The following is a 21,192-nucleotide window of genomic DNA, read 5'->3' on the forward strand; positions in this document are numbered from 1 at the left end:
CGGTCGCTCCGTCGCGGGCGGCCGCCTCTGCAGCGTTTATGTGTCTCGTGCCCCCTCCGAGCTTCATTTGATCGGCCTGTCCGGTTGCTCGTTCTCCGGCGCGGCGTCGGTGGCAATACCGCGATGACAGCCCCCACTGCCGCAGCGCGATCTTCGGCATCCTCAGCCCCGACGGCGGCGCCTTCAGCCTCACGCTCGCCAGTAGCGGCCCCGTGTCTGCCTGGTGATCCGTGCCGACGGCAGCCCCGACTATCGATGCTCATGCGAGGACCAGGCAAGGGGGTTCCGCCTCGCGTATTCATCGACTATCGTCGATTTTCGATGGATAGTGACAAGGAACCTCTGGCGCGGGCCGAAGCAGAGGAGTACGCGAGTTGGTTCAAGGCGCTGGCCGACGCCACTCGGATCCAGATCGTGTCGTTGCTGGCTCGGCGCCGGACACCGATGAACGTGGGCGAGATCGTGGCTGCCTCCGGCGTGGGTCAGTCCACCGTGTCTCACCATCTGAAGATCTTGGCGGAGGTGCGCTTCGTGCTGGTCGAGAAGCAGGGCACCTCGAGCCTGTATCGGATCAACGAAGCCTGCGTGAGTTGCTTCCCGACCGCCGCCGACGTGGTCATGGGCAAACCCGTTCCGGCCGCGCCTACCTGTGAGTGAAGGAGACCGCCATGGCGCACGACGAGATCGTGGACCACTACTCCCAGTTGGCCAGGGCCGCGGCCGCCGGCCGGGTTATCGCGGACTGCGGTCCGGGCGCCTTCGAGCAGGGCTGCTTCGGTGCCGCCGGATACGACGACACCAGCGCGCTGCCCGAGGCAGCGGTACGGGCCAGCCTGGGGTGCGGAAACCCGGTCGCTGTGGCCGAGTTGCGCGCTGGTGAATCCGTCCTGGATCTGGGCTCGGGCGGCGGCATCGACGTGCTGCTCTCGGCCCGCCGGGTCGGCCCGCACGGGAAGGCGTACGGCTTGGACGCCAGCCCCGACATGCTCACGCTGGCCCGCGGCATCGCCGAGCAGGCGGGAGTGCACAATGTGGAGTTCCTGCGCGGCGCCATCGAGGCGATCCCGCTGCCGGATCACGCGGTCGACATCGTCATCTCCAACTGCGTGATCAACCTGTCCGATGACAAGGCCGCCGTGCTGGCCGAGGCGTTTCGGGTGCTTCGGCCGGGCGGTCGGCTCGGGGTGAGCGATGTGGTCACCGACAGCGTCCTCGACCCCACGCGGTGCGCGGCGGTGAAGCAGCGGATCGGCTGCGTGGCCGGCGCCCTGTCAGTGGATGAGTACCGCCGACTAATGGGTCGGGCGGGTTTCGTTGGCATCCACATCACGCTGACCGGCGATCACGGCGACGGCGTGCATTCGGCCATCGTGCAAGCCGTCAAGCCCGCCATCGGGCCTGGACTGGAGATTCGGCCGATGCGTGAGGCGGACGCCGCCCAGGTACTGGCCATCTATCAGGCCGGGCTGGACACCGGGCAGGCCAGCTTCGAGACCGTCGCGCCGAGTTGGGAAGGGTTCACCGCCGGCAAGTTGCCGCACCTGCGTTTTGTGGCCGCCGACACCGAGACAGGCGAGATCGTTGGCTGGGTGGCGGCCTCGTCGGTCTCGGCCAGACCGGTGTACGCGGGCGTTGTGGAGCACAGCGTGTACGTTCACCCGGGCTGCCAGGCGCACGGCATCGGCCGGGCGCTGCTGTCGGCGTTCATCGCGGCCGGCGAGGACGCCGGGGTGTGGACCATCCAGTCGGGGATCTTCCCGGAGAACACCGCCAGTCTGTCGCTGCACCAGGGGTTGGGCTTCCGCGTGGTCGGCACCCGCGAGCGGATCGGCCGCCACCACGGCGTCTGGCGCGACGTCATCTTCATCGAACGCCGAAGCACTGCCGCTGGGAACTAAAGGCGATCCCAGATGCGGCGGGGCTAGCGGGTAAGACCCGCGTGCAGTCCCCGGATCATGGCCAGGACGCGGATCAGGCTCGCGGTCGCAGCTGCCGCGATGGCCAGTTGAGGGCGGCGGGTCCCATCATCATGAGAATGGCCAAGATCATCACCAGGCCCGCGTTGTAGAGCAGCCTGCCCAGCGTCGGGATCGGCCAGGGCTGCGAGGAAGGCGCTCGCCCAGGCAGCCCCCAAAAGCGAGCCGGTGGCGAGCAGGGCGATGGCCGAGGGATAGATTGGCCTATAGAGCTTAGGCGAAAGTGTGACGCAGGCTCGAGGTGACCATGATGTGCGATATGAGTGCCATGGGGGCCGCCATGCTCTTGTGGGTTGTGGGTGCTTTGGCGGTACTAGCGCTGATGGTGGCCGCAACGGTGTGGCTGGTGCGCTCCATGACCGCCAAGGCCGGGGGAAACCAGCAGCTGCAGGTCGACACCGCGCAGGAGGAGTTGCGCCACCGGTATGTGGCCGGGGAGATCGAGCGCGAGGAATTCCTGCAGCGCAAGGTGGACCTGGAAGGTTGAGGAGAGGCGCGGTGCGCAGATTCGGTGAGCTGGAGGCCGCGATCATGGATGTGGTGTGGGCGGCCGACGGGCCGCTGCCGGTGCGGGAGGTCCTGGCCCGGCTCAGCCCTGACCGGGAGCCGGCCTTCACCACCGTGCAGACGGTGATGGACATCCTGTATCGCAAGGGGTGGGTGGAGCGCCAGCTTCAGGGGCGGCGCTATGACTACTGGGCCAAGGCCAGCCGAGAAGACTACGTCGCCGGCCTGATGGCTACCGCCCTGCAGACCAGCCCGGACCGCGGAGCCGCCCTCGCGCGCTTCGTCGAGCAGATGGATCAGGCCGAAATCGACGAGCTGCGAGCCGCGCTGGAGGCAGCCAGGTCCAGCGAGCCGGCGCCATGAACACCGCCGTGGCGCTGGCGGCCTATGCGGTCATGCTGGCCGCGGTGGGGCCATCGCTGCTGCGGCGGGTCTCATGGGCGGAGCGGGCACCGCGGCTGGCCATCGCGGCCTGGCAGTCGCTGACGGTCGCGGTGATCGGCGCGGCGATGCTGGCCGGGCTGACGGTGGTTGTGCCCGCCAGCGCGTTCGGTGCCGGTCTGGCGCAGGCGCTGAACGCGTGCGTGATGATGCTGCGCGACTCCTACGCCACTCCGCAAGGCGCTCTGGTCGTCACTGCCGCTCTGGTGGCCTCTATCGCGATCACGGCGCGGCTGATGTACAGCCTCGGCGCGGAGCTGATGTTCGCCTGGTGGGAGCGGCACCGGCATCTGACCGTCCTGCAGATGGTCGCCCGCCGTGACGCCCGGCTCGGCGTGCTCGTCGTGGATCACGACGCGGCCCTCGCCTATTGCCTGCCCGGCCGTGGCGGCCCGATCGTGCTGACCACCTCGGCACTGGCCGCTCTGGATGACCGGCAGTTGGCGGCGGTGCTCGCCCACGAGCGGGCGCACCTTCGCGGGCGTCACCATCTGCTCACCGCCACCGCCCGAGGGTTGAGACGGGCGTTCCCGTTCATCGCCCTGTTCGCTACGGCCGAGCAGGAGATTGATCGGCTGGCCGAGCTGGCGGCCGACGACGCCGCTGTCCAAGCGTCCGACCGGCTGACCGTCGCCGACGCTCTGCTCACGCTGGCCAGCGACCAGAGGACGCCTGCCCCGGCGCTGGCGGCGGCTACCCATCACACGGGGCAGCGGGTGCGCCGGCTGCTGGCTCACTCACCGCCGCTCCGCACGACCGCCACCCTCGCCATCGGCATCCTGGCCCGCGCGGCAATGGCGGCACCCCTGGTGATCGCGGCCGTACCGGCCGTCGTCGCGATCGGCATGAACTGCTGTTTCATGCGCTGATCCAGGCGCCAACGAGGACGGCGGCGCCAAGCGGCGCCCCGACGTGCGGTCAGGCCCTCGTGGCCTGTACCCCGCTCCCCTGCCGCGTGGTGAAGCGAAACACCGATTAAGCGTCTTCTGGCAGGTCCGCCAGGGCGCCGAACGGGGAACCGGCACCGGGATGATCCGGAGGGTCGGCATTCACCCTGCGGCGATATGCGCCCGTGGCGCCGTCGCCCCTGGGCGAACGGCGGAGTCCAGCGGGTCCCCGACGAAGTGAGCTCACACTGTTCGCCTAAGATGGTTAGGTGTAACTAAGGCACATAGGCGTGCGTCAGGGGGAGGTGCCCGATGTCTCTGAACCAGGCTGACCAGGTCCAGCAGTACCTGACACCAGTGCGCGCACACCAGCGGCGTCGCCGCATGTTGACTACCGTGATTGTCTTGATCGTCGCGACGGTGGTCCTGGCGGGATGCGCCTACGGCCTCGTGCCGGACAGGCAGAGCACGGCCACAACCGTGGCCGTGACGCCATCGGACGGCGGTTCGCCGCCGTGGCCGGCTCCCGCCGATCCCTATCCAGGAGTCAAGGCGGCGGGCCTGAGCATCGGCCCGATGGGTATGGCCGAGCATTACCACGCCCACCTCGACGTCTTCGTTGACGGCAAGCCGGTTCCCGTGGCCGCCGACATCGGGATCGACCCTCAGACGGGACAGATGACGGCCCTGCACACCCATGACCCCAACGGGGTGATCCATATCGAGGCCGACAAGAAGGGCGACACCTACACCCTGGGCCAGATCTTCAAGGAGTGGAGCGTCACGCTGACGCCCAGTCAGATCGGCGCGCTCAAGGCCGGAGGCGGCAAGACGCTCGCCGCCTACGTCAACGGCAAGCAGACCAGCGGCGACCCGGCCGCGATCGTGCTGAAGCCCCACATGCAGATCGCCCTGGTGTACGGCAAGCCCGACCCTTCCTTCACACCTCCGGCGACCTACCAGTTCCAGCCTGGCGAGTAACACCGAGCCGACGCTGACCGCCGTACGCGTCGCAGAAGGGCAAGCGGTACAGGCCAGGGGGAGCGCGACGACTTCGCCGTGACACTGGCCGACGGCTCGACGCGGCGGTGCTGTGCACCGGCGGTGGCGCGCCGCCCTCGGCCGAGCAGCAGGCGATACTGACCGAACGGGGCATCGCCGTGCGGCCCGAGCCGATCGAGCGACTGGAAGGACCGGGAGCCTCGCTGGAGCGCATCGTCTTGCCCAGCGTGCTGGCCGCAGGAGACATGGCCCGCCGCCCGGCCATGCCGCTGTCCGGGTCCCTGGCCGTCATCGCCGCCGCCGGCCTGCTGGCCGCCGTCCTCATCGACCAGGGCCTCCTCTACGCCGCCCGCCCCTGACCCCACACCTGATCGCTTCCACCTCGGGGCGGCATCCGGGCGCAAGCCGCCAGAAGATCGTGAAAATCGGATGTCGCCCCACTCTTGCCATGACATAGCGATATCGGACTATCATCGTCATATGACGATTGATAGTGATGCTGGCCCCTGCGTCAGCGCCGACATCGCCGCCGGCATCCCCCCGGCGGCCGCACTGTTCCACTCCCTGGCCGACGAAACCCGGCTGCGCATCGTGGCCCGGCTGGCCCGCGGCGAGGCCCGCGTGGTCGACCTGACCGCCGAACTCGGGCTGGCCCAGTCCACGGTGTCCAAGCACCTGGCCTGCCTGCGTGACTGCGACCTGGTGGACTACCGCGCCGAAGGGCGGCAGTCGTTCTACTCCCTGACCCGGCCCGAGCTGATGGATCTGCTGGCCTCCGCCGAGCAGCTGCTGGCCGCCACCGGCCACGCCGTGACGCTGTGTCCGGAGCCCAGCACTAAGCCGACCGGCGCGACCGCCACTCCCAGTGGTCTGGCGGCCGAGCTCGACCACGACCTCGGCCAGCTGACCGGTCGGCAGGTCGAAGGGGATGCAGTGTCGTGACCACGCTGAACCTGCCCGCCCCGGACCGGCGGACCTTACTGCAGCGCCGGATCCGGCTGCTGGTGACCGCCACCATCACCTACAACGTGATCGAAGCGGCGGTGGCCATCACCGCCGGCACCATCGCCTCCTCAGCCGCCCTCATCGGCTTCGGCCTCGACTCCATCGTCGAGGTCGCTTCCGCCGCCGCGGTCGCCTGGCAGTTCTCCGCCACCGACCACGAGGCACGGGAGAAGACCGCGCTGCGCGTCATCGCGATCTCCTTCTTCGCTCTGGCCGCCTACGTCACCGTCGACGCCGTACGCGCGCTGCTGGGCGCCGGCGAGGCCGAACACTCCACCCCCGGACTGATCCTGGCCGCCCTGAGCCTGGTCATCATGCCGTTCCTGTCGCACGCCCAACGCCGCGCCGGCCGCGAACTCGGCTCCGCCTCCGCGGTCGCCGACTCCAAGCAAACCCTGCTGTGCACCTACCTGTCCGGCGTGCTACTCGTCGGGCTGGCACTCAACAGCCTGTTCGGCTGGTCCTGGGCCGACCCGATCGCCGCCCTGGTCATCGCCGCCGTCGCGGTCAAGGAAGGCCGCGAAACCTGGCGCGGAGACGCCTGCTGCGCCGTTCCCACCGCCACCCTGCCCGAGCCCGTGTCCGGCGGCACGCTCTCCGAAGCTGACGGCTGCGCGGACGGCTGCTGCTCATCCGCCCAGAAGGACAAGCGATGATCGGCCGCCCGATGCCCGCGCGGGTGCGGGCCGCCTACCAGGCCGAGATGCACACCGCCCGCACCGCCACCACGGCGCAGGCGCGGTGGTATCACCTGGAACGCGCCCACATCCTGTCCCAGCCCTGGCCCTGGCCGCACACAGCCAACCACATCGCGATGTTCACCCTCGCCGTCCGCCAACGCGACCGCCGCGAGGCGCTCGGCCAGGTGATCCGCATCATCGTCGCGGCGCCCGGCTCCGCGCTGGGCCGATACCCCGAGGGCAACACCGGCCGCGCCACCGTCGGCCTCACCCAGCCCATGCCCGTCCCCGACGATCTGGCAGCCATGCTGCAGGCCGCCTGAACCTGAGCAAGGGAGTACGCCTGTGGAACAGGCAACCCCGTGGGCGGCGCTGACAGGCTGGGCGCTCACCTACGGACTGGCGGTCAGCGCGCTGTTCACCGCCGTCTTGTTCGGCGGGGCGCTGGCCGCCCGCGACTTCATGGTGCAGGACTACCCGCCCGCCATCCGCGACCGCTATGGCCCGAAAAGCCCACGCGGGCAGCGGGTGGCCCGCCTGTCCGGTCTCATCGTCGCCATCGGCGTGGTGGCCATCCTCGCCATCGCACTGACGCACCTGGCCAGGCTCGCCCCCGGCGCCGGAGTGCTGGTCGCCTTCGTCTACGCCTGGATCATCCTGCAGACCTTCAACCTGTTCGACCTGATCGTGCTCGACTGGCTCGTGGTAGTCACCTGGCGGCCCGCCCTGGTCGTACTGCCCGGCACCGAAAACATGCCCGACTGCCGCGACCTCGGCTTCCACCTGCGCGGCTTCGCCAAGGGCATCATCGTCTGCTCCGTCGGCGCGGCCATCGCCGCCGGCTTGTTCGCCGTGCTGAGGGCGCTCAGCTGACGTGAGCCGCGCCGTCTGTTGGCCGGCCTCAGAGGAGTAGTCCTGAGAGGAGCTCGGCGTTGCCGCCGTCGGGACCGACGGTGGCACACTGGTCGCCCTCGCCTCGCTGATCGTCCGCGAGTACGGCATCCCCGCCGTCGTCGCCGCAGGAGACGCCACCGTACGACTACCCGACGGACAAGTAGTGACGGTCGACGGGGGCCGAGGCGTCGTAGAGATGTGATCCCGACACGACACAGGTATCTGTCTATGTATCGATGCCGCACGGCGACCGGCTCGGCATCGTGAACGGTCACAGGGACAACATGAAGACGCGTCCATCTGGCGTTCATCCTGGCGTCACGCTACCGATATCCATGTCCATCAATATTGATGTCCATGGATGCGTTGAAGATCCTGGACTGCTGCTCGCCGCTGGCGCGCGAGCCGCTCGGCGAGGATCAGGCGTTGGGGCTGGCGCGGGCGTTCAAGGCGCTGGGAGATCCGGTACGGCTACGCATCGTGTCGATCGTGGCCAGCCACCAAGGTGGCGAAGCGTGCGTATGCGACCTGACGGCCAGCTTCGACCTGTCCCAGCCGACGATCAGCCACCACCTCAAGGTGCTCAAGGACGTTGGCCTGCTCACCAGTGAGCGGCGGGCTTCCTGGGTGTATTACCGGATCGTGCCTGAACGGCTCGCCGAGCTGTCGGCACTGCTGGCGGCGCCTGCCGAGGTGAACGGGTGAAGCGCCGTCTACTGGCCGAGTCTCTCGGCACCGCGTTGCTGGTGACCGTGGTGGTGGGGTCGGGCATCATGGCCCAGACGTTGTCCCCGCGCGACGTGGGCCTGCAACTGCTGGAGAACTCCACCGCGACCGTCTTCGGCCTGGCCGTGCTCATCGTCGTACTGGGGCCGGTCTCCGGCGCGCACTTCAACCCAGTGGTGTCGCTGGCCGACTGGTGGCAGGGACGGCGTACCGGGGTCGGCCTGTCGGTGGGCGAGCTCGGCGGCTACGTCGTCGCCCAGGTGCTGGGCGGGATCGGCGGTGCGGTGCTGGCCAACGCGATGTTCGACAAGCCCGCGATCACCTGGTCGAGCACGCAACGGTCAAGCGCGCACCTGTGGCTGGGCGAGCTCGTGGCGACCGCGGGCCTGGTGCTGGTGATCTTCTGCCTGACCAGGTCGGGCCGCACGGCCGTGGCGCCGCTGGCAGTGGGCGGCTACATCGGGGCGGCCTACTGGTTCACGTCCTCCACCAGCTTCGCCAACCCGGCCGTCACCATCGGCCGCGCCTTCTCCGACACCTTCGCTGGCATCGCTCCCGCCTCGCTGCCCGGCTTCGTCGCGGCCCAGCTGGTTGGCGGCGTTATCGGGTTGGCACTGGTGCACGGTCTGTTCGGCAGTCCTGCAGCGGGTACCGCAGAGCCGGTCATTCCCCATCAAGACGGGCGCTGAGCACCGGCCACTTGACGCGAAGGGATAGCTCAATAATCATTGACTCAATGAACATTGACGCTTCTTCCACGCTGGAGGGCCGGGCACGAGTACACGCCGCGCTCGGCGACCCGGGCCGGCTGTCCATCGTGGACCGGCTCCTGCTGGGCGACGCGTCCCCAGGCGAGCTCGGCCAGGTGCTCGGCCTGCCCACCAACCTGCTCGCCCACCACCTGAAACAGTTGCAGGAGGCGGGCGTGATCGAGCGCCGCCGCTCTGAAGGCGACCGCAGACGCACCTACCTGCGCCTGGTCCCGCAATCCCTGTCCGGCCTGGTGCCCGCCGCGGTCCGACGCGCTCCGCGCATCGTGTTCGTCTGCACCCACAACTCCGCCCGCTCCCAACTGGCCGCCGCCCTGTGGAGCCACACCAGCGCCGTACCCGCCACCTCCGCAGGGACCCAGCCCGCCCCACACGTCCATCCCCGGACGGTCGCGCTGGCCCACCGTCACGGACTTGATCTGGGACGGGCCGCAACCCGCCACGTCGAGCAGACGGTGCGACCCGACGACCTGGTCGTGGCCGTCTGCGACACCGCCCACGAACAGCTCACCGGCGTCGATCGGCTGCACTGGTCCATCCCCGACCCGGTCCGCGCCGGAAGCGACGACGACTTCGAACGGGCCTACACCGACATCGCCGACCGCGTCGAACGGCTGGCACACGCCGTACATCCCCCCAGGGAGTAGCCATGCCCCAGACCTACCGCCACCCAGACCTATCCATCGACCAGCAGCATGCCCTGCTCACCGCCGCCCGGCGCCTGGCAGAGGAATTCACCGGCACCTTCGGCACCGAGACCATCGAACGGTTCCTCCACACCAGCTACGACCAGTTCGCCGTGCATGGGAAGATCCCCAACTATCTGCCGCTCCTGGCCGAACGCTTCGCCCGCCAGCGCCTGCACGCCCTAGCCAAGGTCGAGGGGCACAGCGACGGACGGCCCGTCGTGCTGTTCCTGTGCGTTCACAACGCCGGACGCTCCCAGATGGCGATGGGCTTCTTCCAGCACCTGGCCGGCGAGCGCGCGGTGGCCTGGTCCGGCGGCTCGGAGTTCGCTAGCGAGATCAACCCCGCCGCAGTGGCATCCATGGCCGAGCGGGACATCGACATCTCCCGCGAGTTCCCCAAGCCCTGGACCGAGGAGGTCATCCGCGCCGCCGACGTCGTCGTCACGATGGGCTGTGGCGACGCCTGCCCCGTCTACCCGGGCAAGCGCTACCTGGACTGGGAACTGGACGACCCGGCGGGCAGAAGCGTGCAGGATGTGCGGCCCATCCGTGACGAGATCGAACGCCGCGTCCGCCACCTCCTCGACGACCTTGAAGTCCCCGCGACCTGAAGCCAGACCACCCCAAGGAAGGTATCCACCCGTGAGCGACACCCCCAGCGTCCTGTTCGTCTGCGTCCACAATGCCGGCCGCTCCCAGATGGCCGCCGGCTGGCTCCGCCATCTCGCCGGGGATCGCATCGAGGTCCGATCGGCGGGCTCGGCGCCCGCCGATCACATCAACCCGGTTGCGGTCGAGGCCATGCGCGAAGTCGGCATCGACATCACCGACCAGCAGCCCAAGATCCTCACCGTCGACGCCGTAGAAGCCTCGGACGCGGTCATCACCATGGGCTGCGGCGACGCCTGCCCCATCTTCCCCGGTAAGCGATATGAGGACTGGAAGCTCGACGACCCGGCCGGGCAGGGCATCGACGCCGTCCGGGCGATCCGAGACCAGATCAAGGAACGCGTCGGCAAGCTGACAGCCGACCTGCTACCCGCCTGACGACCGGCCCGCCTATCGGCCGCAGGACCGGGGAAAACGTCTCGCACCGCGGGCGGGGGGCCGCGTACCGTCCCAGAGGTGGATACCATCGAACAGCGGGATCTGCGCCGGCTGATCAGCTGGCTGGAGCGCATCGAGCCGTGGCAGCAGCTCACCGGTGAGGACTCGCGTGCCTGGCAGGCCGACCCTCGGAGCTCTCTGGCCGGCGACGATGCCAAGACCGACCCCTTTCAGGTGTCCCACGCCGTCTGGCACGCGCTGACCGTGTCGGTGGATCATCTGGGCTGTCTGCGCTCGTCGCTTCTGGGTAATCTGCATGGCGAGCACCGCGAGGTGCGTATCCACACGCACGCCCAGTCCTCGCTGCTGCGCGGGGCGATCGAGAACGCGGCCCGTGCGGTCTGGCTGCTGGGTCCGAAGGACCGGCTGACTCGGGTGAGCCGCCGCCTGGGATTACAGGCCAAGGAGACCAAGGACTCCTTTCGCATGCGGGCCCTGACCCAGCAACCCGCATCGCAGACTCAGCAGGAGCGGCTGCAGCGACTGACCGATCTGCTCGTCGCGGCGGGCCTGACCGAGGAACAGGCCAGGGCCACGGTGAAGACGACGCCCAGCTACACCGAGATCGTGCGCGGCGCGGGCGAGCAGACCACGCTGGGAGCCGACCTGACGCAGCTGGTCTGGAGCGGCTGCAGCGCGCTGGCCCACGGCGACGCCTACGGCACGCTGGCGATGCTGGATAAGGACATCGTGGCGCGCAACCAGGACGTGGCGCTCGTGCGCGTCACCGGTTCGATCAGCGGCCTGTACTGGTGCACCGTCGCGGCCGTGCTCATGGTGAAGCAGGGATTCGAGCTGCTGCAGGCACGCGGCATCTCCTATCGCTGAACCCCCACGCTGGCCCGCCGCAGCGCCGGACGAGTGTCGGTGATGGGTGGTTTGCTGGGGTGCATGACGCTGGTGAACTGGGAGCGCTTACCGGGCGAGACGGTGGAGGAGTTCGTCGCGGCGATGCTGCTGCTGCGGCATCCGCACGGCAATCGCATTACTCCCTCACGCGGGGATCGCGGGGTAGATATCCGGGTCGCCAACCCGGACGGTTACGACATCTATCAGGTCAAGCGCTTCTGCCGGCCGCTGACCTCGCGGCAGGTGACCGACGTTGAGGAGTCCTGGCAGCGCTTCGTGGACGAGACGCTGCCGGTGCTACCGGTCCGCTCGTGGACGCTGGTCACGCCGTGGAATCCCACCCACGAACGGCTGGAGTGGCTGGAGCGGCTGACCGCGGGCAGCGGCCTGCGCGTCGGCTGGATGGATCGCGACCATCTCGACGGCATGGCGGCCGACCATCCCGCGCTGATCGCGTACTACTTCGGCGACGGCGGCGAGCGGATCCAGCACCTGATGGCGCAGGCATTGCAGGGCGGACGGGACATGCCCGACCCGGCGCGCGCTCCGGCGGAGAATCTGCTGACGACCGCGATCGAACGCTATGAGGGCCTGGCCGCAGCGTTGACCGACGTCGACCCGTTCTACCGCTACGAGTTCGAGGTGCGCGAAGGTCGGATGGCCGAGCAGCCCTGGGACGCCGACATGCACCGCGAGGACCTGACCGCCTTCGTCCGCTACCTGCAGCTCAATGAGCGGCACTACCTGGTGATGCGGCTGGTGGCGCGAGCGGTGGAGTCGTTTCAGCTTCGCCCGATCACCGGCTCGTTCAGCCTGCAGGTCCCCGTCGATTCGGCCGAGCAACAGGCGGTGGAGGAGTTCCTCCAGTACGGCGCCCCCTTCGCCGACATCGACGGCGCGATCACCCAGACCTCAGGACCGCCCGGATTGCCCAGCGAGTCGGGCCCTGGCCGGCTGAGCTTCATCGTCCACGCCGGCGCGGCCGGCGATCGCCCTGACCTGGAGGTCCGCCTGATCGCCGCGGACGGTGCCGTCCTGCACGCGCTGGACCTGGTCGGCGTGCGCGCCTCGCGCGGCGTGGACGGCCCCGGCACCTGGCTGGCCGGCCACGACCCCAGCGGCTTGCTACAGCTGCACTTCCTGGTCAACGCTGGCGACCACGACACCTTCCGCCTGCACGTGGACCTGGATGATCTGGCCGGGAAGACACCTGCCGACGTGCTGCCGGCGATGCGCCTGCTCACGGATTTCGTCCCGGAGAACACAGTCCTGCTGGCCGTGCGCGGCGGACCGGCGTATGCGCCCCGCTGGCAGCCCGAGGAGTCCGGGCTGGCGGTGCAGGCCCGCCGGCAGGTCCGGATCCTGGAGGCGTTGCAGGTGATTCAGGCCCACAGCTACCAGCGCATCGTGATCCCGGAGCCGGGCCGCACCTCCGATGAAGAACTCAGGCAGCTCGTGCATTTGGCCCGGCTGCTGCGGGGTCCTCAGATCGAGGCGACATGGACGTATGCGGACTTCCCGATTCCCGCTGATGTCGGACTGCCGCCCGCCGAGGGGGAGTTCCCGGTCGCCGTCATGCATGGGCTGCACGCGCAGGTGGGCGGCCGCCAGATCCCCTTGGGCATGTACCGGTGCGTGACCTACCTCGCCGCGCGGATCGCCGACCCCGCCGAAGCGGCGGCGGCCCAGGGCGGTGACAGCATCCGCTTGCTGCCGGGCTCCACCAACAGAGCCATCATCACCGCGGTCTCGGCCGCTGAGGCGATCGCCGCCCTCGCCGCGCGGGACGGCACGCCGCCGAGCGGATAAGGGGCAGGCGGCCGGGGCTCAGGCGTGCGTGGGCTCGGTCAGCGGGGTGAACAGTGCACCGAGCCGGGCCACCTGGGCCGGGATGATCCAGTAGTAGACCCAGGTACCGCGCCGTTCACTGCCGATCAACCCGGCGGTGCGCAGCACTTTCAGGTGGTGGCTGATAGTGGGCGCGGTCAGGTCGAAGACGTCGGTCAGGTCGCACACGCACGCCTCGCCACCGGGATGGGAGCCGATCATCGACAGCAGCCGCAGCCGGACGGGATCGGCCACAGCCTTAAGCAGCGCGGCCAGCTCGGCCGCGTCGTCTTCGGTAAGTGGCTCGCGGGCGATGGGCGCGCAGCATGGCCCGGCCTGCACGTCCTTGCTCGGGGCGAGGGGCAGGGTGGTGGGGGTCATGCGAGAGCCTCCGGTCCGGGGGTGGTTCGATATCTGTCTAAATGATAGGCGGTGGGAGGCGGCCAGTGACGCGGCGGCGATCAGACAGGTGAGCGTGGCGGCAGCCATCACCACCCCGTACCGGCGGTCTGGGCCATGGTCATGGCGGCTGGGGTGCTGGCCTTGGTGGTCTGGGTGATGGCCTGCGCCGCCACCAGCCGCCACCCCTCGCCAGGGGGCGCGGACTGGGCGGGGCGACGGCGCCTTGCCCGTTGCTCGATGGCGCAGCGGTGACCGGATCGGCACCGGTGACGCTCACGAGGCATCCAGACAGTCCAGCAAGCAGGCGGTCAGCCGGTCGCCGGGCCTCGCCATCTGGAAAGCCCCGGCCAGACCCGACGCCTGCCGGGGTGCGGCGGGCATGACATACCTCCGTCAAACGGGTACGGCTGTCGCGTGCTGGGGACGGGTCAGCCGCAGCAGCCGCCGCCCTGAGACGCACCGACGGTCGCCAGCGGCAGCGGGGTGCCCAACAGACCGCCGCTGATCCCGGTGGCCAGGCCAACCCGCTGCTCCTGGGCTTCGGCCAGGCTGGAGGAGCACACCCCGGTCTCGGGCAGGTCCAGTTGCACGTCCCGGGCGGCCTCCCAGTCGCCGGCTAGGGCTGCGACGACCGAGCGCGCCTGCTCGTAGCCGGTGGCCAGCAGGAAGGTGGGGGCGCGGCCGTAGCTCTTGACCCCCACCGCGTAGTAGCCGGGTTCGGGGTGGGCCAGTTCGTCGGCGCCGTGCGGCGGGACGGTGCCACAAGAATGTGCGTTGGGGTCGATCAGCGGGGCCAGCGTGCGGGTAGAGCCGAGGACCGCATCGAGGTCGAGGCGGAGTTCGTCGGCGATGGCGTGGTCGGGCCGGTAGCCGGTGGCAGCCACGATGCGCTCAGCGGTGATGGTCTGCTCGGCGCCGGACGGGTCGCGGCTGATCACCCGCACTTGGCCGCCATTGCGCTCGATGGCATGGGTGAAGAAGCCGGTCACCAGGCGGATGCGGCCGCTTTCGACGTGGGCGTGCAGGCGAGTGCCGAGCGCTCCGCGGGCGGGTAACGCGTCAGCGTCGCCGCCGCCGTAGGTGCGGCTGGCGTTGCCCGCGCGGATAGCCCAGGTGATCGGAGTGTCGTCGAGCTGGGCGAGGGCGAGCAGGGTGGTGGCGGCCGAGTGGCCGGCGCCGACGACCAGGACATGCCGGCCCGCGTACTGGTCGCGGTCGGCGCCGAGCACGTCGGGCAGCGCGTGGTCGACCAGGTCTGCCGCGTCCGTCTCGCCGTAGGCGGGCAGGCCGCTCGCGCCCAGCACACTCGGGGTGGCGTAGGTGCCGGAGGCGTCGATGACGGCGCGGGCGTGCAGCTCGGTTCCGTCTGTCAGGCGGATCAGGAACGGCGCCGCCTCACGGCCGGTGGTGCGGACCCGGTCGAGACCGAGCCTGCTGATCGCGCTCACCTGCGCGCCCAGGCGGACCCTGTCGCCGAACAGCTTGGCCAGCGGCGCCAGGTAGTCATCGATCAGCTCGGCGCCGGTCGGCAGCCATTCGGGGTCGGGTGCGCTCCAGCCGTCGGCCTCCAGCAGGCGGCGGGCCGCGGAGTCGATGTTGTACTTCCACGGGCTGAACACCCGTACGTGGCTCCACTTGGCCACCGACGCGCCCGCCTGCCCTCCCGCCTCCAGCACCACGAAGTCGAGACCCCGCTCGGTCAGGTGGGCCGCCGCCGCCAGCCCGACTGGGCCCGCGCCTATGACCACGATGGGCAGGTCATCGGGCCGTGCGGCCTGACGGCTGGGCTCCAGTTCGACAGCGGTGGGACCGCAGCATCCGCTCATGGCGCATCTCCTCATCGGTTCTCGCGAGCCCCGCGACCCGCGCTGTTTTGAAGTGTGTCTAAGTAAGCTCGTTGGCAGGATGCCCGACAACTTAGATCTATGTCAAATTAGAGACATGTCTAATCAAGCGACCAAAGGAAGCGCGGCAGCTCAGGCGCGGACATGCTCCCGGTGGCCACGCAGGTGCCGGCCTAGAGCGGCCACGACGCGCCGAGCGTCGGCGCCGACTCCGCGCAGCGTGTTGGAGGAGGGGGTGCGCTGCCACTCCAAGCCCAGGTATCCCAGGCCGCCATGCGTGAGGGACAGGCCCCGGCGCTGGCGTGGGTGGCCATCGGTGGTCAGTGCGCCCAGCCCGGCCAGATAGGGCAGATCCGGCTGGTAGCCGGTGGCCAGCAGCACCGCATCGACGCGTTCACGCCCGCCGTCGGGCCAGGTCACCTGATCACCGTCCAGGCGCGTGAACATCGCTCGGCGCCGATAGCGGTCCTCGCGCAGCGCCTGGCGGTAGCGACCGTCGTCCAGCACGGGCGAGGCGGGCGGATGCTCCGCGCGGGCCAGCGGCAGCCGGTCGAACCCGGTCACGCGGAACCAGAAATGCAGGTCCCGCCCCAGCGGGCGCTGCTGTACGAACCGGATCGGCGTTCGGCTGGCGAGCGTCACCCGGCGCTGGCCGGCCAGCTCGTAGGCGACCTGGACCGCCGAGTTGCCCGCCCCGACCACGATGACATGCTCACCGGGTAGCGAGGCCGGAGAGCGGTAGTCGGCAACATGCAAGACCTGGCCGGTGAAGGCGCCCAGACCGGGCAGGGCAGGCCGGTGCGGGCGGCCGAAAGAACCGCTGGCCGCGATCAGGATGCCGGCGCTCAGCTGTTCGCCGCCCTCCAGCCGCACGGCGAACCCCTCCTCACCGGCTTCGGCCGTGCCCACACGGGCGTGGGTGCGCAGCTCGGCGCCGCGCTCGATCAGGGCGGCGGCATAGCGCTCCAGATAGGAGACCACTTCGTCGCGGCGCGGGTAGCGCTCGGGATCCCCGTCGAAGCCCATGCCGGGCAGGCTGCTGTAGCGAGCGGGCGAGAACAGGGCGAGGCTGTCGTAGTAGCGCGGCCAGGACCCGGCCGCCCGGCCGGAGGCTTCCAGCAGCACGGGTCGTAGCCCCTGCTCAAGGGCGGCGTGCGCGGCGGCGAGGCCGGACTGGCCGGCCCCGACGATCAGGGCGCGGTCGTTGTCGGTAGGCATGCCGCAGAACGTACCTTCATTTTCTAATATGTCAATAAGCTGAAATGAGCGTAGGGTGCCTGGGCAGGAGGGAGCATCCATGGCCGAGACCACAACATCACCAGCCGCCGCGACGAGCGCCACGTGCGCGCCGCAGATGCCGCAGGCCGCCCAAGACTTCCTCAAGGCCCTCGCCAACCCCGGACGCCAGCAGATCATGTTGCTGTTCGCCCAGGGCGCCGAGCTGTCGGTCAACCAGGTCGCCGAGCGGGCCCGCATCAGTCAGTCCGCCGCCTCCCAACAGCTCGCTCTACTACGGCGCGGTGGCATCGTGACCTCTCGCCGCTATGGGAAAGAGGTGCTCTACCGGGGAGACCGCGAGAGCGTGGCGCGCATACTCGGCGACCTGCAGGACTACCTGCAATTCTGCTGCTAGTCGGCGATCGGTCCGCTTGGTAGCTGCCCCTGAGGTGAGTTTTGAGCCTGGCGGCGTTTCCGCACCTCGGCGATGCGCTTGACGATGCCCTCGATGACGGCCGCGTTAGGGCCGATCTCGACTGCGCCCCCTTGATGACCCGAGACCTCCACGGCTTTCACCGGCCGCCAGTCTTCCGGGTACATCCTGGCAAGCAGTTCGAGGGCGACCCTGCCGTTGGGGGGCGTCCATGCGCGTTCTCGGGTTCCGTCCGGCCGGACGACCTCACGGATCAAGGTGCCACCCTTGGCATCGGCAAAGGCGGCCGATACGAGATCCACAGATGCCCGCGCGCGTGCGCGCGTAAGGGCCTCCCGAAACTCCCGGTACTCGGGAGCTGCCCCTCCTCCTCTCCCAGGGCCATCCACCTGTGGACCGTGGAACGACCGACCCCGCACAGGTCGGCGGCGGTGCCGAGGAAGTGGCCCGCCTCCAGGTGCTTACAGAGCTCGTCGCACAGTTCGGGGGTCAGCTTGGAGGGGCGCCCCATCACTCACACTCCGGGCGTCGGGCGGCGAGGAGCCGACGGGCCTCGGCGGCTCCCCGATGCGCGATGCTAGCCAGGGCCCGTCGAGCGTTCGCGATGGCGGCGGCGGTGGTGCTCCTGCGGCTCAAGTCTCGATCCTCCGTTCTCGGCGATGTGGTCAGGGGGAGATCGTCGCTGGACTACGCCACGGCGGCGAGCGCGATGCCGCGGTAGACCTGTCCGGACGAGGCACGCTTCTTCTCGTGGCCGCGCTTGGCCATGGAGTCGGCGAACGTCACCTCCGACCCCGCCTCCTCCCCGGCCGTGCCGCACCACTTCGACCAAGCCGCGAACAGGTGCCGGGCGCCGACGTGGTAGCTGCTGGCTTGGATGGTCTCGTCCTTCAGAAACCGTCCGAGCGGGTCGGACTCGATCTGGTATCTGTCGGTGCGCTCGGCGATGACGTGGGGCAGGACAAGACCACTCTCCTCGTAGTCCCGGTATCCCCGAAACGCCCAGGCGAGCATGGCAGGCAGTTCTTCGGCGAGCCGCTCTGGCAGCCTGCGGTCAGGCTTGGCGACGACCACGTCGAAGGGCACTACTCGGATTCGACGCCAGACCGCTGGGTCGTCTCCGGAAACCTTCGGCTTGTGGTTGGTGCAGAGGATCAGGACGTGGCTGGGGTCGAACTCGAAGAAGTTCTGACGCATCTTGCGGGCGCGGAGCCGTTCGCCACCAGTCAGGCGCTTCATCGTGGCCGAGGCGAGACTCCTGCCCTCGTCTGTCTCGCTGCACACGGCCAGGCGCGCCCCCTTCAAGTCGGCCAGGCCGGTCGGGTGCGCATTGTCCCGGGACACGAGAAGGTCGGGCTCAGCGTTGATGGCGTAGTCTCCGAACGCCTTACCCATCGCCTCCAGCAGCGTCGACTTCCCGTTCTGTCCGGTCCCTGTGAAGATCGGAAGTACGTGTTCGCGGACCAGCCCCAGCATCGAGTAACCGAAGATCCGCTGCACCCACGTCTGAAGCCCTGCGTGGCCGTCGTCGTTGGGCAAGATCTCGTTGATGAACCGGTCGAACAAGTCGCTTCGAGCGTCCATGTCCAGGTCGCACCCGGCCACCTTGGTCAGCATGTCGCTCGGGTCATGCCGCCGCTGTTCCCCCGTCCACAGGTCGAGGGTGCCGCTGGGGGTGTTGAACAGGTGTGGAGCTGCGTCGAGGACGTCGGGCGATACGGCGATGGGCTTCAGTGAGCTCGCGATCCGCATCATGCCTTCCAGACCTGACGCAGACTCGCATTTACGGACATCGGCGTACAGATCATCTCGGTCCTCTCTGCTGTCGAGGGTCGGGACTTCAGTGAGGGCGGCCTTGACCGTGGCCACGGCCGCGCGCATCGCGGCACGGTCCTTGTCCGGAACCCAGCGGGTCGAGTCCCACACATGCCAGCCCAGGTCGTGGGCGTACATGAGCCTTCCTGCGTGGAGCATGGCGAACCGCTCGGCCATGCGGAGCTGACCTCGGTGGATCTCTCCGGCGACTGACGATGCCGTGGGCCCGCCGGGGACGCCGGCCTCGTCGAGGATCTGTTCCGGCGTCTTCGTCACGATGCCCTCATTCCGCGACGCATGCCGCTCCCGATCGTGCCGCGCCCCAGGGCGGCGCCGAGCTCTGATTCCGTGAGTCCGATCTCCAGGCCAGACGCCCAGAGCACTTCGTAGGCGGTGGCCTCGTCGATCGCACCCTGCGCGACCATCTGCCCCGCACAGCACGCGGCCCAGTACAGGACCGCGTTCCGCTCGCCAGGGGTAGCTTTCAGGACGGTCCGGACGAGGCCGTTGAGGCGACCTCGCATACTCCCCGTCCTCGATTCTCGGGCGGCCTTGCGGGGCCGCGGCGGCTTCTCCCGCAGCCGTTCGAGCAGAGCGGGGTGCAGGGTGGCCAGAGGCAGCGCGAACCGGTCGTTCATCCACCGATAGGGCTGACCGGTCCGGGGGTGAAGCGAGGGAGCTACCACGATGTACCCGCCATCGGCCTTGACGTCGATCTGTGGTCCGGCCTTGCCCACACCGGAGGGGATGCGGACACCAGGGTGCCGGTAGACCAGATGCAGGCCGCCGGATCCAGTGGCGGCGGTGACCGTGCCGGGCAGTATGCCGCCCTCGTCGAGCTTGGCCATGGTCTTGAGGCCGCCGGGCGCGTCTACGTCGATGACGACGGTGCCGGAAGGGCCGCCAGTGCGGATCGCGACCAGGCCGCGCGGGACGCGGTGGTCCATGGCGCGGATGCGCTCCGGGTCGGTAGTGGCCGCGTAGAAGCCGTGGCAAGTCAAGCATGGGCAGGTTTCCATCTGCTCCGGGGTGACGTGCTCGTCACGGCACCGGTCACAGTTCCGTAGGGGTGCCTTGGAACTGGACAGGACGAACACCGGCCAGCCGTGAGCGGCGTAGCTGAGCATCGCCTGCAGCCGGGGATGACCGGGGCTTACGCAGAGATCCGGAGCGCCTTCGACCATGTCGGCACCCGGGCCGTGAGATCCGCGCAAGGGGTTGCCGCTGCTCAGCGTGTTACCGTGCTCATCAGCGGCCGGAAGACTCTTCTGGTCGTGCATGATCCTGTCCATCTCGGATGCATCGAGGGATGGGGTCGGGCGCCTAGGTGTGCGACCACCTGGGCGCCTTCTTGTACGTGGCGTTCGACTGGGTGACGGAACAGCGTCGTCGGCGGCTCGACATCAAGCCGCAGGCGCAGAGGCCGAGAAAGCCCCTGAGCCGCTACACGAGGCAGCGCTGATTCACCCAAGGCGGTGATTGGGGAAGCGTCCTCACCGCCAGGAGCGGCGTGTCAGGCCGCCGAGGCAGTTGCGCGGAGCCGCTGTACGTAGGTCAGGAGGGAATCCCTCGGAACGCGCCGGCTACGGCCGATGAGCACGGACTCCAGTTCACCCGACTTGATGAGCTGGAAGTAGACGCTGCGCCCGATCTGGAGCAGGTCGAGGACGTGCTCCTCCTTGAGAAGGAGCGGGAGGCACGCGCATGGCAGTGCCGTGGACGTCGGCTCACCAGCGAGCGGCACGTGGGTGTGGCGGCTGGTCAGAGGTTCTCCGACCATGCTCAGCCCCCTAGCATTGGACATGGTTCAGGTCCTTCGAATTGACGCGACTGGCTTGGGCGGCCCTCGGCGGGAAAGCGTGCGGTGTTCGGAGCGGGAACTCCGTCCATCAGCACCCCGCCGGGGGCTTATTGCTGTCCGGACCGTTACACCGAGTGGGTCCCCACCCGCAGTCCTCGGCCGTACGAAGATCACCGTAACCGTCCATGGCGGCCCGCGCAAGTTCGCGATCGCATATCGCTGCACGCGACGCAAGCGACGTTTTGTGATATGCGGCTGGGTCGGTTCTGGCGTCCAAAGGATGTCAGGGCCCTCTTTCATCGGAAGACTCCCGCTGCTA

Annotated in this window: 27 protein-coding genes and 1 pseudogene; 20 read left to right on the forward strand and 8 right to left on the reverse strand. The window is 69.1% G+C overall.

Annotated elements, in window-relative coordinates:
* Window positions 1-321 precede the first annotated feature (321 nt).
* From AB0H88_RS37615 to AB0H88_RS37705, 19 genes and pseudogenes are all read left to right on the forward strand, one after another.
* Complete coding sequence (locus AB0H88_RS37615) at window positions 322-657, forward strand: metalloregulator ArsR/SmtB family transcription factor (protein WP_357653086.1); 336 nt, start codon at window positions 322-324, stop codon at window positions 655-657.
* 11 nt (window positions 658-668) lie between these two features.
* Window positions 669-1,898: a GNAT family N-acetyltransferase gene (locus AB0H88_RS37620; protein WP_357653088.1), complete on the forward strand. Its 1,230-nt coding sequence runs from the start codon at window positions 669-671 to the stop codon at window positions 1,896-1,898.
* 337 nt (window positions 1,899-2,235) lie between these two features.
* Window positions 2,236-2,463, forward strand: coding sequence for an SHOCT domain-containing protein (locus AB0H88_RS37625; RefSeq protein ID WP_357653090.1), 228 nt, complete (start codon window positions 2,236-2,238; stop codon window positions 2,461-2,463).
* Window positions 2,464-2,474: 11 nt separating this feature from the next.
* Entirely contained in the window at window positions 2,475-2,846 is a 372-nt protein-coding gene (locus tag AB0H88_RS37630) for a BlaI/MecI/CopY family transcriptional regulator (protein ID WP_357653092.1), read from the forward strand.
* Entirely contained in the window at window positions 2,843-3,793 is a 951-nt protein-coding gene (locus tag AB0H88_RS37635; RefSeq protein ID WP_357653094.1) for a M56 family metallopeptidase, read from the forward strand. The genes AB0H88_RS37630 and AB0H88_RS37635 overlap by 4 nt, the downstream gene beginning before the upstream one ends.
* A 423-nt stretch (window positions 3,794-4,216) precedes the next feature.
* Complete coding sequence (locus AB0H88_RS37640) at window positions 4,217-4,792, forward strand: hypothetical protein (RefSeq protein ID WP_357653095.1); 576 nt, start codon at window positions 4,217-4,219, stop codon at window positions 4,790-4,792.
* Window positions 4,793-4,899: 107 nt separating this feature from the next.
* Window positions 4,900-5,172, forward strand: coding sequence for a hypothetical protein (locus AB0H88_RS37645; RefSeq protein WP_357653097.1), 273 nt, complete (start codon window positions 4,900-4,902; stop codon window positions 5,170-5,172).
* A 121-nt stretch (window positions 5,173-5,293) separates the two neighbouring features.
* The gene (locus tag AB0H88_RS37650) at window positions 5,294-5,755 is read left to right on the forward strand and encodes a metalloregulator ArsR/SmtB family transcription factor (protein WP_357653099.1); all 462 of its coding nucleotides are present in this window, start codon (window positions 5,294-5,296) and stop codon (window positions 5,753-5,755) included.
* Complete coding sequence (locus AB0H88_RS37655) at window positions 5,752-6,474, forward strand: cation transporter (protein ID WP_357653102.1); 723 nt, start codon at window positions 5,752-5,754, stop codon at window positions 6,472-6,474. The genes AB0H88_RS37650 and AB0H88_RS37655 overlap by 4 nt, the downstream gene beginning before the upstream one ends.
* Window positions 6,471-6,821, forward strand: coding sequence for a DUF3703 domain-containing protein (locus AB0H88_RS37660; protein ID WP_357653105.1), 351 nt, complete (start codon window positions 6,471-6,473; stop codon window positions 6,819-6,821). The genes AB0H88_RS37655 and AB0H88_RS37660 overlap by 4 nt, the downstream gene beginning before the upstream one ends.
* Before the next feature lie 22 nt (window positions 6,822-6,843).
* Entirely contained in the window at window positions 6,844-7,371 is a 528-nt protein-coding gene (locus AB0H88_RS37665) for a hypothetical protein (protein WP_357653107.1), read from the forward strand.
* 70 nt (window positions 7,372-7,441) lie between these two features.
* A pseudogene (locus AB0H88_RS37670) lies at window positions 7,442-7,594 on the forward strand (PEP-utilizing enzyme); the annotation flags it as partial.
* A 155-nt stretch (window positions 7,595-7,749) separates the two neighbouring features.
* Entirely contained in the window at window positions 7,750-8,097 is a 348-nt protein-coding gene (locus tag AB0H88_RS37675) for a metalloregulator ArsR/SmtB family transcription factor (protein WP_357653109.1), read from the forward strand.
* Window positions 8,094-8,807 (forward strand): MIP/aquaporin family protein, encoded by a 714-nt coding sequence (locus tag AB0H88_RS37680; RefSeq protein ID WP_357653111.1) that lies wholly within the window; start codon window positions 8,094-8,096, stop codon window positions 8,805-8,807. The genes AB0H88_RS37675 and AB0H88_RS37680 overlap by 4 nt, the downstream gene beginning before the upstream one ends.
* Window positions 8,808-8,854: 47 nt before the next feature.
* The gene (locus tag AB0H88_RS37685) at window positions 8,855-9,535 is read left to right on the forward strand and encodes a MarR family transcriptional regulator (RefSeq protein ID WP_357653113.1); all 681 of its coding nucleotides are present in this window, start codon (window positions 8,855-8,857) and stop codon (window positions 9,533-9,535) included.
* A 2-nt stretch (window positions 9,536-9,537) separates the two neighbouring features.
* Entirely contained in the window at window positions 9,538-10,188 is a 651-nt protein-coding gene (locus tag AB0H88_RS37690) for an arsenate reductase ArsC (RefSeq protein WP_357653115.1), read from the forward strand.
* A 31-nt stretch (window positions 10,189-10,219) separates the two neighbouring features.
* On the forward strand, window positions 10,220-10,624 hold the full coding sequence (locus AB0H88_RS37695) for an arsenate reductase ArsC (protein ID WP_357653117.1): 405 nt from the start codon (window positions 10,220-10,222) through the stop codon (window positions 10,622-10,624).
* Between the two features lie 78 nt (window positions 10,625-10,702).
* Window positions 10,703-11,512 carry a hypothetical protein gene (locus AB0H88_RS37700; RefSeq protein WP_357653119.1) on the forward strand — a complete coding sequence of 270 codons (810 nt, stop codon included), beginning with the start codon at window positions 10,703-10,705 and terminating at the stop codon, window positions 11,510-11,512.
* A 63-nt stretch (window positions 11,513-11,575) separates the two neighbouring features.
* On the forward strand, window positions 11,576-13,342 hold the full coding sequence (locus AB0H88_RS37705; RefSeq protein WP_357653121.1) for a hypothetical protein: 1,767 nt from the start codon (window positions 11,576-11,578) through the stop codon (window positions 13,340-13,342).
* Between the two features lie 18 nt (window positions 13,343-13,360).
* On the opposite strand, the gene AB0H88_RS37710 is transcribed toward AB0H88_RS37705, so the two are convergent.
* The 4 genes from AB0H88_RS37710 to AB0H88_RS37725 form a co-directional block, all read right to left on the reverse strand.
* Window positions 13,361-13,741 (reverse strand): metalloregulator ArsR/SmtB family transcription factor, encoded by a 381-nt coding sequence (locus AB0H88_RS37710; RefSeq protein WP_357653123.1) that lies wholly within the window; start codon window positions 13,739-13,741, stop codon window positions 13,361-13,363.
* 107 nt (window positions 13,742-13,848) lie between these two features.
* Window positions 13,849-14,046: a hypothetical protein gene (locus AB0H88_RS37715; protein ID WP_357653125.1), complete on the reverse strand. Its 198-nt coding sequence runs from the start codon at window positions 14,044-14,046 to the stop codon at window positions 13,849-13,851.
* A gap of 144 nt (window positions 14,047-14,190) precedes the next feature.
* Window positions 14,191-15,588, reverse strand: a complete 1,398-nt coding sequence (locus AB0H88_RS37720) for an FAD-dependent oxidoreductase (protein ID WP_357653127.1) — start codon at window positions 15,586-15,588, stop codon at window positions 14,191-14,193.
* A 150-nt stretch (window positions 15,589-15,738) separates the two neighbouring features.
* Window positions 15,739-16,824 (reverse strand): NAD(P)/FAD-dependent oxidoreductase, encoded by a 1,086-nt coding sequence (locus AB0H88_RS37725; RefSeq protein WP_357653129.1) that lies wholly within the window; start codon window positions 16,822-16,824, stop codon window positions 15,739-15,741.
* Window positions 16,825-16,903: 79 nt separating this feature from the next.
* Here AB0H88_RS37725 and AB0H88_RS37730 point away from each other — a divergent pair, with 79 nt between their 5' ends.
* Window positions 16,904-17,239 (forward strand): metalloregulator ArsR/SmtB family transcription factor, encoded by a 336-nt coding sequence (locus AB0H88_RS37730; protein WP_357653131.1) that lies wholly within the window; start codon window positions 16,904-16,906, stop codon window positions 17,237-17,239.
* On the opposite strand, the gene AB0H88_RS37735 is transcribed toward AB0H88_RS37730, so the two are convergent.
* The 4 genes from AB0H88_RS37735 to AB0H88_RS37750 form a co-directional block, all read right to left on the reverse strand.
* A complete protein-coding gene (locus tag AB0H88_RS37735) occupies window positions 17,236-17,559 on the reverse strand; it encodes a hypothetical protein (RefSeq protein ID WP_357653133.1) in 324 nt (107 codons plus the stop codon). The two genes, AB0H88_RS37730 and AB0H88_RS37735, sit on opposite strands and share 4 nt — an antisense overlap.
* Before the next feature lie 385 nt (window positions 17,560-17,944).
* Window positions 17,945-19,348: a phage/plasmid primase, P4 family gene (locus tag AB0H88_RS37740; protein WP_357653134.1), complete on the reverse strand. Its 1,404-nt coding sequence runs from the start codon at window positions 19,346-19,348 to the stop codon at window positions 17,945-17,947.
* The gene (locus AB0H88_RS37745) at window positions 19,345-20,352 is read right to left on the reverse strand and encodes a bifunctional DNA primase/polymerase (RefSeq protein ID WP_357653136.1); all 1,008 of its coding nucleotides are present in this window, start codon (window positions 20,350-20,352) and stop codon (window positions 19,345-19,347) included. Before AB0H88_RS37745 ends, AB0H88_RS37740 begins: the two co-directional genes overlap by 4 nt.
* Window positions 20,353-20,585: 233 nt before the next feature.
* Window positions 20,586-20,852, reverse strand: a complete 267-nt coding sequence (locus tag AB0H88_RS37750; protein ID WP_357653138.1) for a helix-turn-helix domain-containing protein — start codon at window positions 20,850-20,852, stop codon at window positions 20,586-20,588.
* Between the last annotated feature and the right edge of the window lie 340 nt (window positions 20,853-21,192).

Origin of the sequence: Nonomuraea sp. NPDC050680 (assembly GCF_040654555.1) — a bacterium.
Lineage (GTDB): Bacteria > Actinomycetota > Actinomycetes > Streptosporangiales > Streptosporangiaceae > Nonomuraea.

What these genes read in the sequence shown, in the direction of transcription:
- AB0H88_RS37750 (WP_357653138.1), bottom strand. Translation starts at nt 20,852, where the DNA reads ATGGTCGGAGAACCTCTGACCAGCCGCCACACCCACGTGCCGCTCGCT.
- AB0H88_RS37685 (WP_357653113.1), top strand. Translation starts at nt 8,855, where the DNA reads ATGAACATTGACGCTTCTTCCACGCTGGAGGGCCGGGCACGAGTACAC.
- AB0H88_RS37675 (WP_357653109.1), top strand. Translation starts at nt 7,750, where the DNA reads ATGGATGCGTTGAAGATCCTGGACTGCTGCTCGCCGCTGGCGCGCGAG.
- AB0H88_RS37620 (WP_357653088.1), top strand. Translation starts at nt 669, where the DNA reads ATGGCGCACGACGAGATCGTGGACCACTACTCCCAGTTGGCCAGGGCC.
- AB0H88_RS37725 (WP_357653129.1), bottom strand. Translation starts at nt 16,824, where the DNA reads ATGCCTACCGACAACGACCGCGCCCTGATCGTCGGGGCCGGCCAGTCC.
- AB0H88_RS37730 (WP_357653131.1), top strand. Translation starts at nt 16,904, where the DNA reads ATGGCCGAGACCACAACATCACCAGCCGCCGCGACGAGCGCCACGTGC.
- AB0H88_RS37615 (WP_357653086.1), top strand. Translation starts at nt 322, where the DNA reads ATGGATAGTGACAAGGAACCTCTGGCGCGGGCCGAAGCAGAGGAGTAC.
- AB0H88_RS37720 (WP_357653127.1), bottom strand. Translation starts at nt 15,588, where the DNA reads ATGAGCGGATGCTGCGGTCCCACCGCTGTCGAACTGGAGCCCAGCCGT.
- AB0H88_RS37635 (WP_357653094.1), top strand. Translation starts at nt 2,843, where the DNA reads ATGAACACCGCCGTGGCGCTGGCGGCCTATGCGGTCATGCTGGCCGCG.
- AB0H88_RS37690 (WP_357653115.1), top strand. Translation starts at nt 9,538, where the DNA reads ATGCCCCAGACCTACCGCCACCCAGACCTATCCATCGACCAGCAGCAT.
- AB0H88_RS37745 (WP_357653136.1), bottom strand. Translation starts at nt 20,352, where the DNA reads ATGCACGACCAGAAGAGTCTTCCGGCCGCTGATGAGCACGGTAACACG.
- AB0H88_RS37650 (WP_357653099.1), top strand. Translation starts at nt 5,294, where the DNA reads ATGACGATTGATAGTGATGCTGGCCCCTGCGTCAGCGCCGACATCGCC.
- AB0H88_RS37705 (WP_357653121.1), top strand. Translation starts at nt 11,576, where the DNA reads ATGACGCTGGTGAACTGGGAGCGCTTACCGGGCGAGACGGTGGAGGAG.
- AB0H88_RS37715 (WP_357653125.1), bottom strand. Translation starts at nt 14,046, where the DNA reads ATGCCTCGTGAGCGTCACCGGTGCCGATCCGGTCACCGCTGCGCCATC.
- AB0H88_RS37710 (WP_357653123.1), bottom strand. Translation starts at nt 13,741, where the DNA reads ATGACCCCCACCACCCTGCCCCTCGCCCCGAGCAAGGACGTGCAGGCC.
- AB0H88_RS37660 (WP_357653105.1), top strand. Translation starts at nt 6,471, where the DNA reads ATGATCGGCCGCCCGATGCCCGCGCGGGTGCGGGCCGCCTACCAGGCC.
- AB0H88_RS37625 (WP_357653090.1), top strand. Translation starts at nt 2,236, where the DNA reads ATGAGTGCCATGGGGGCCGCCATGCTCTTGTGGGTTGTGGGTGCTTTG.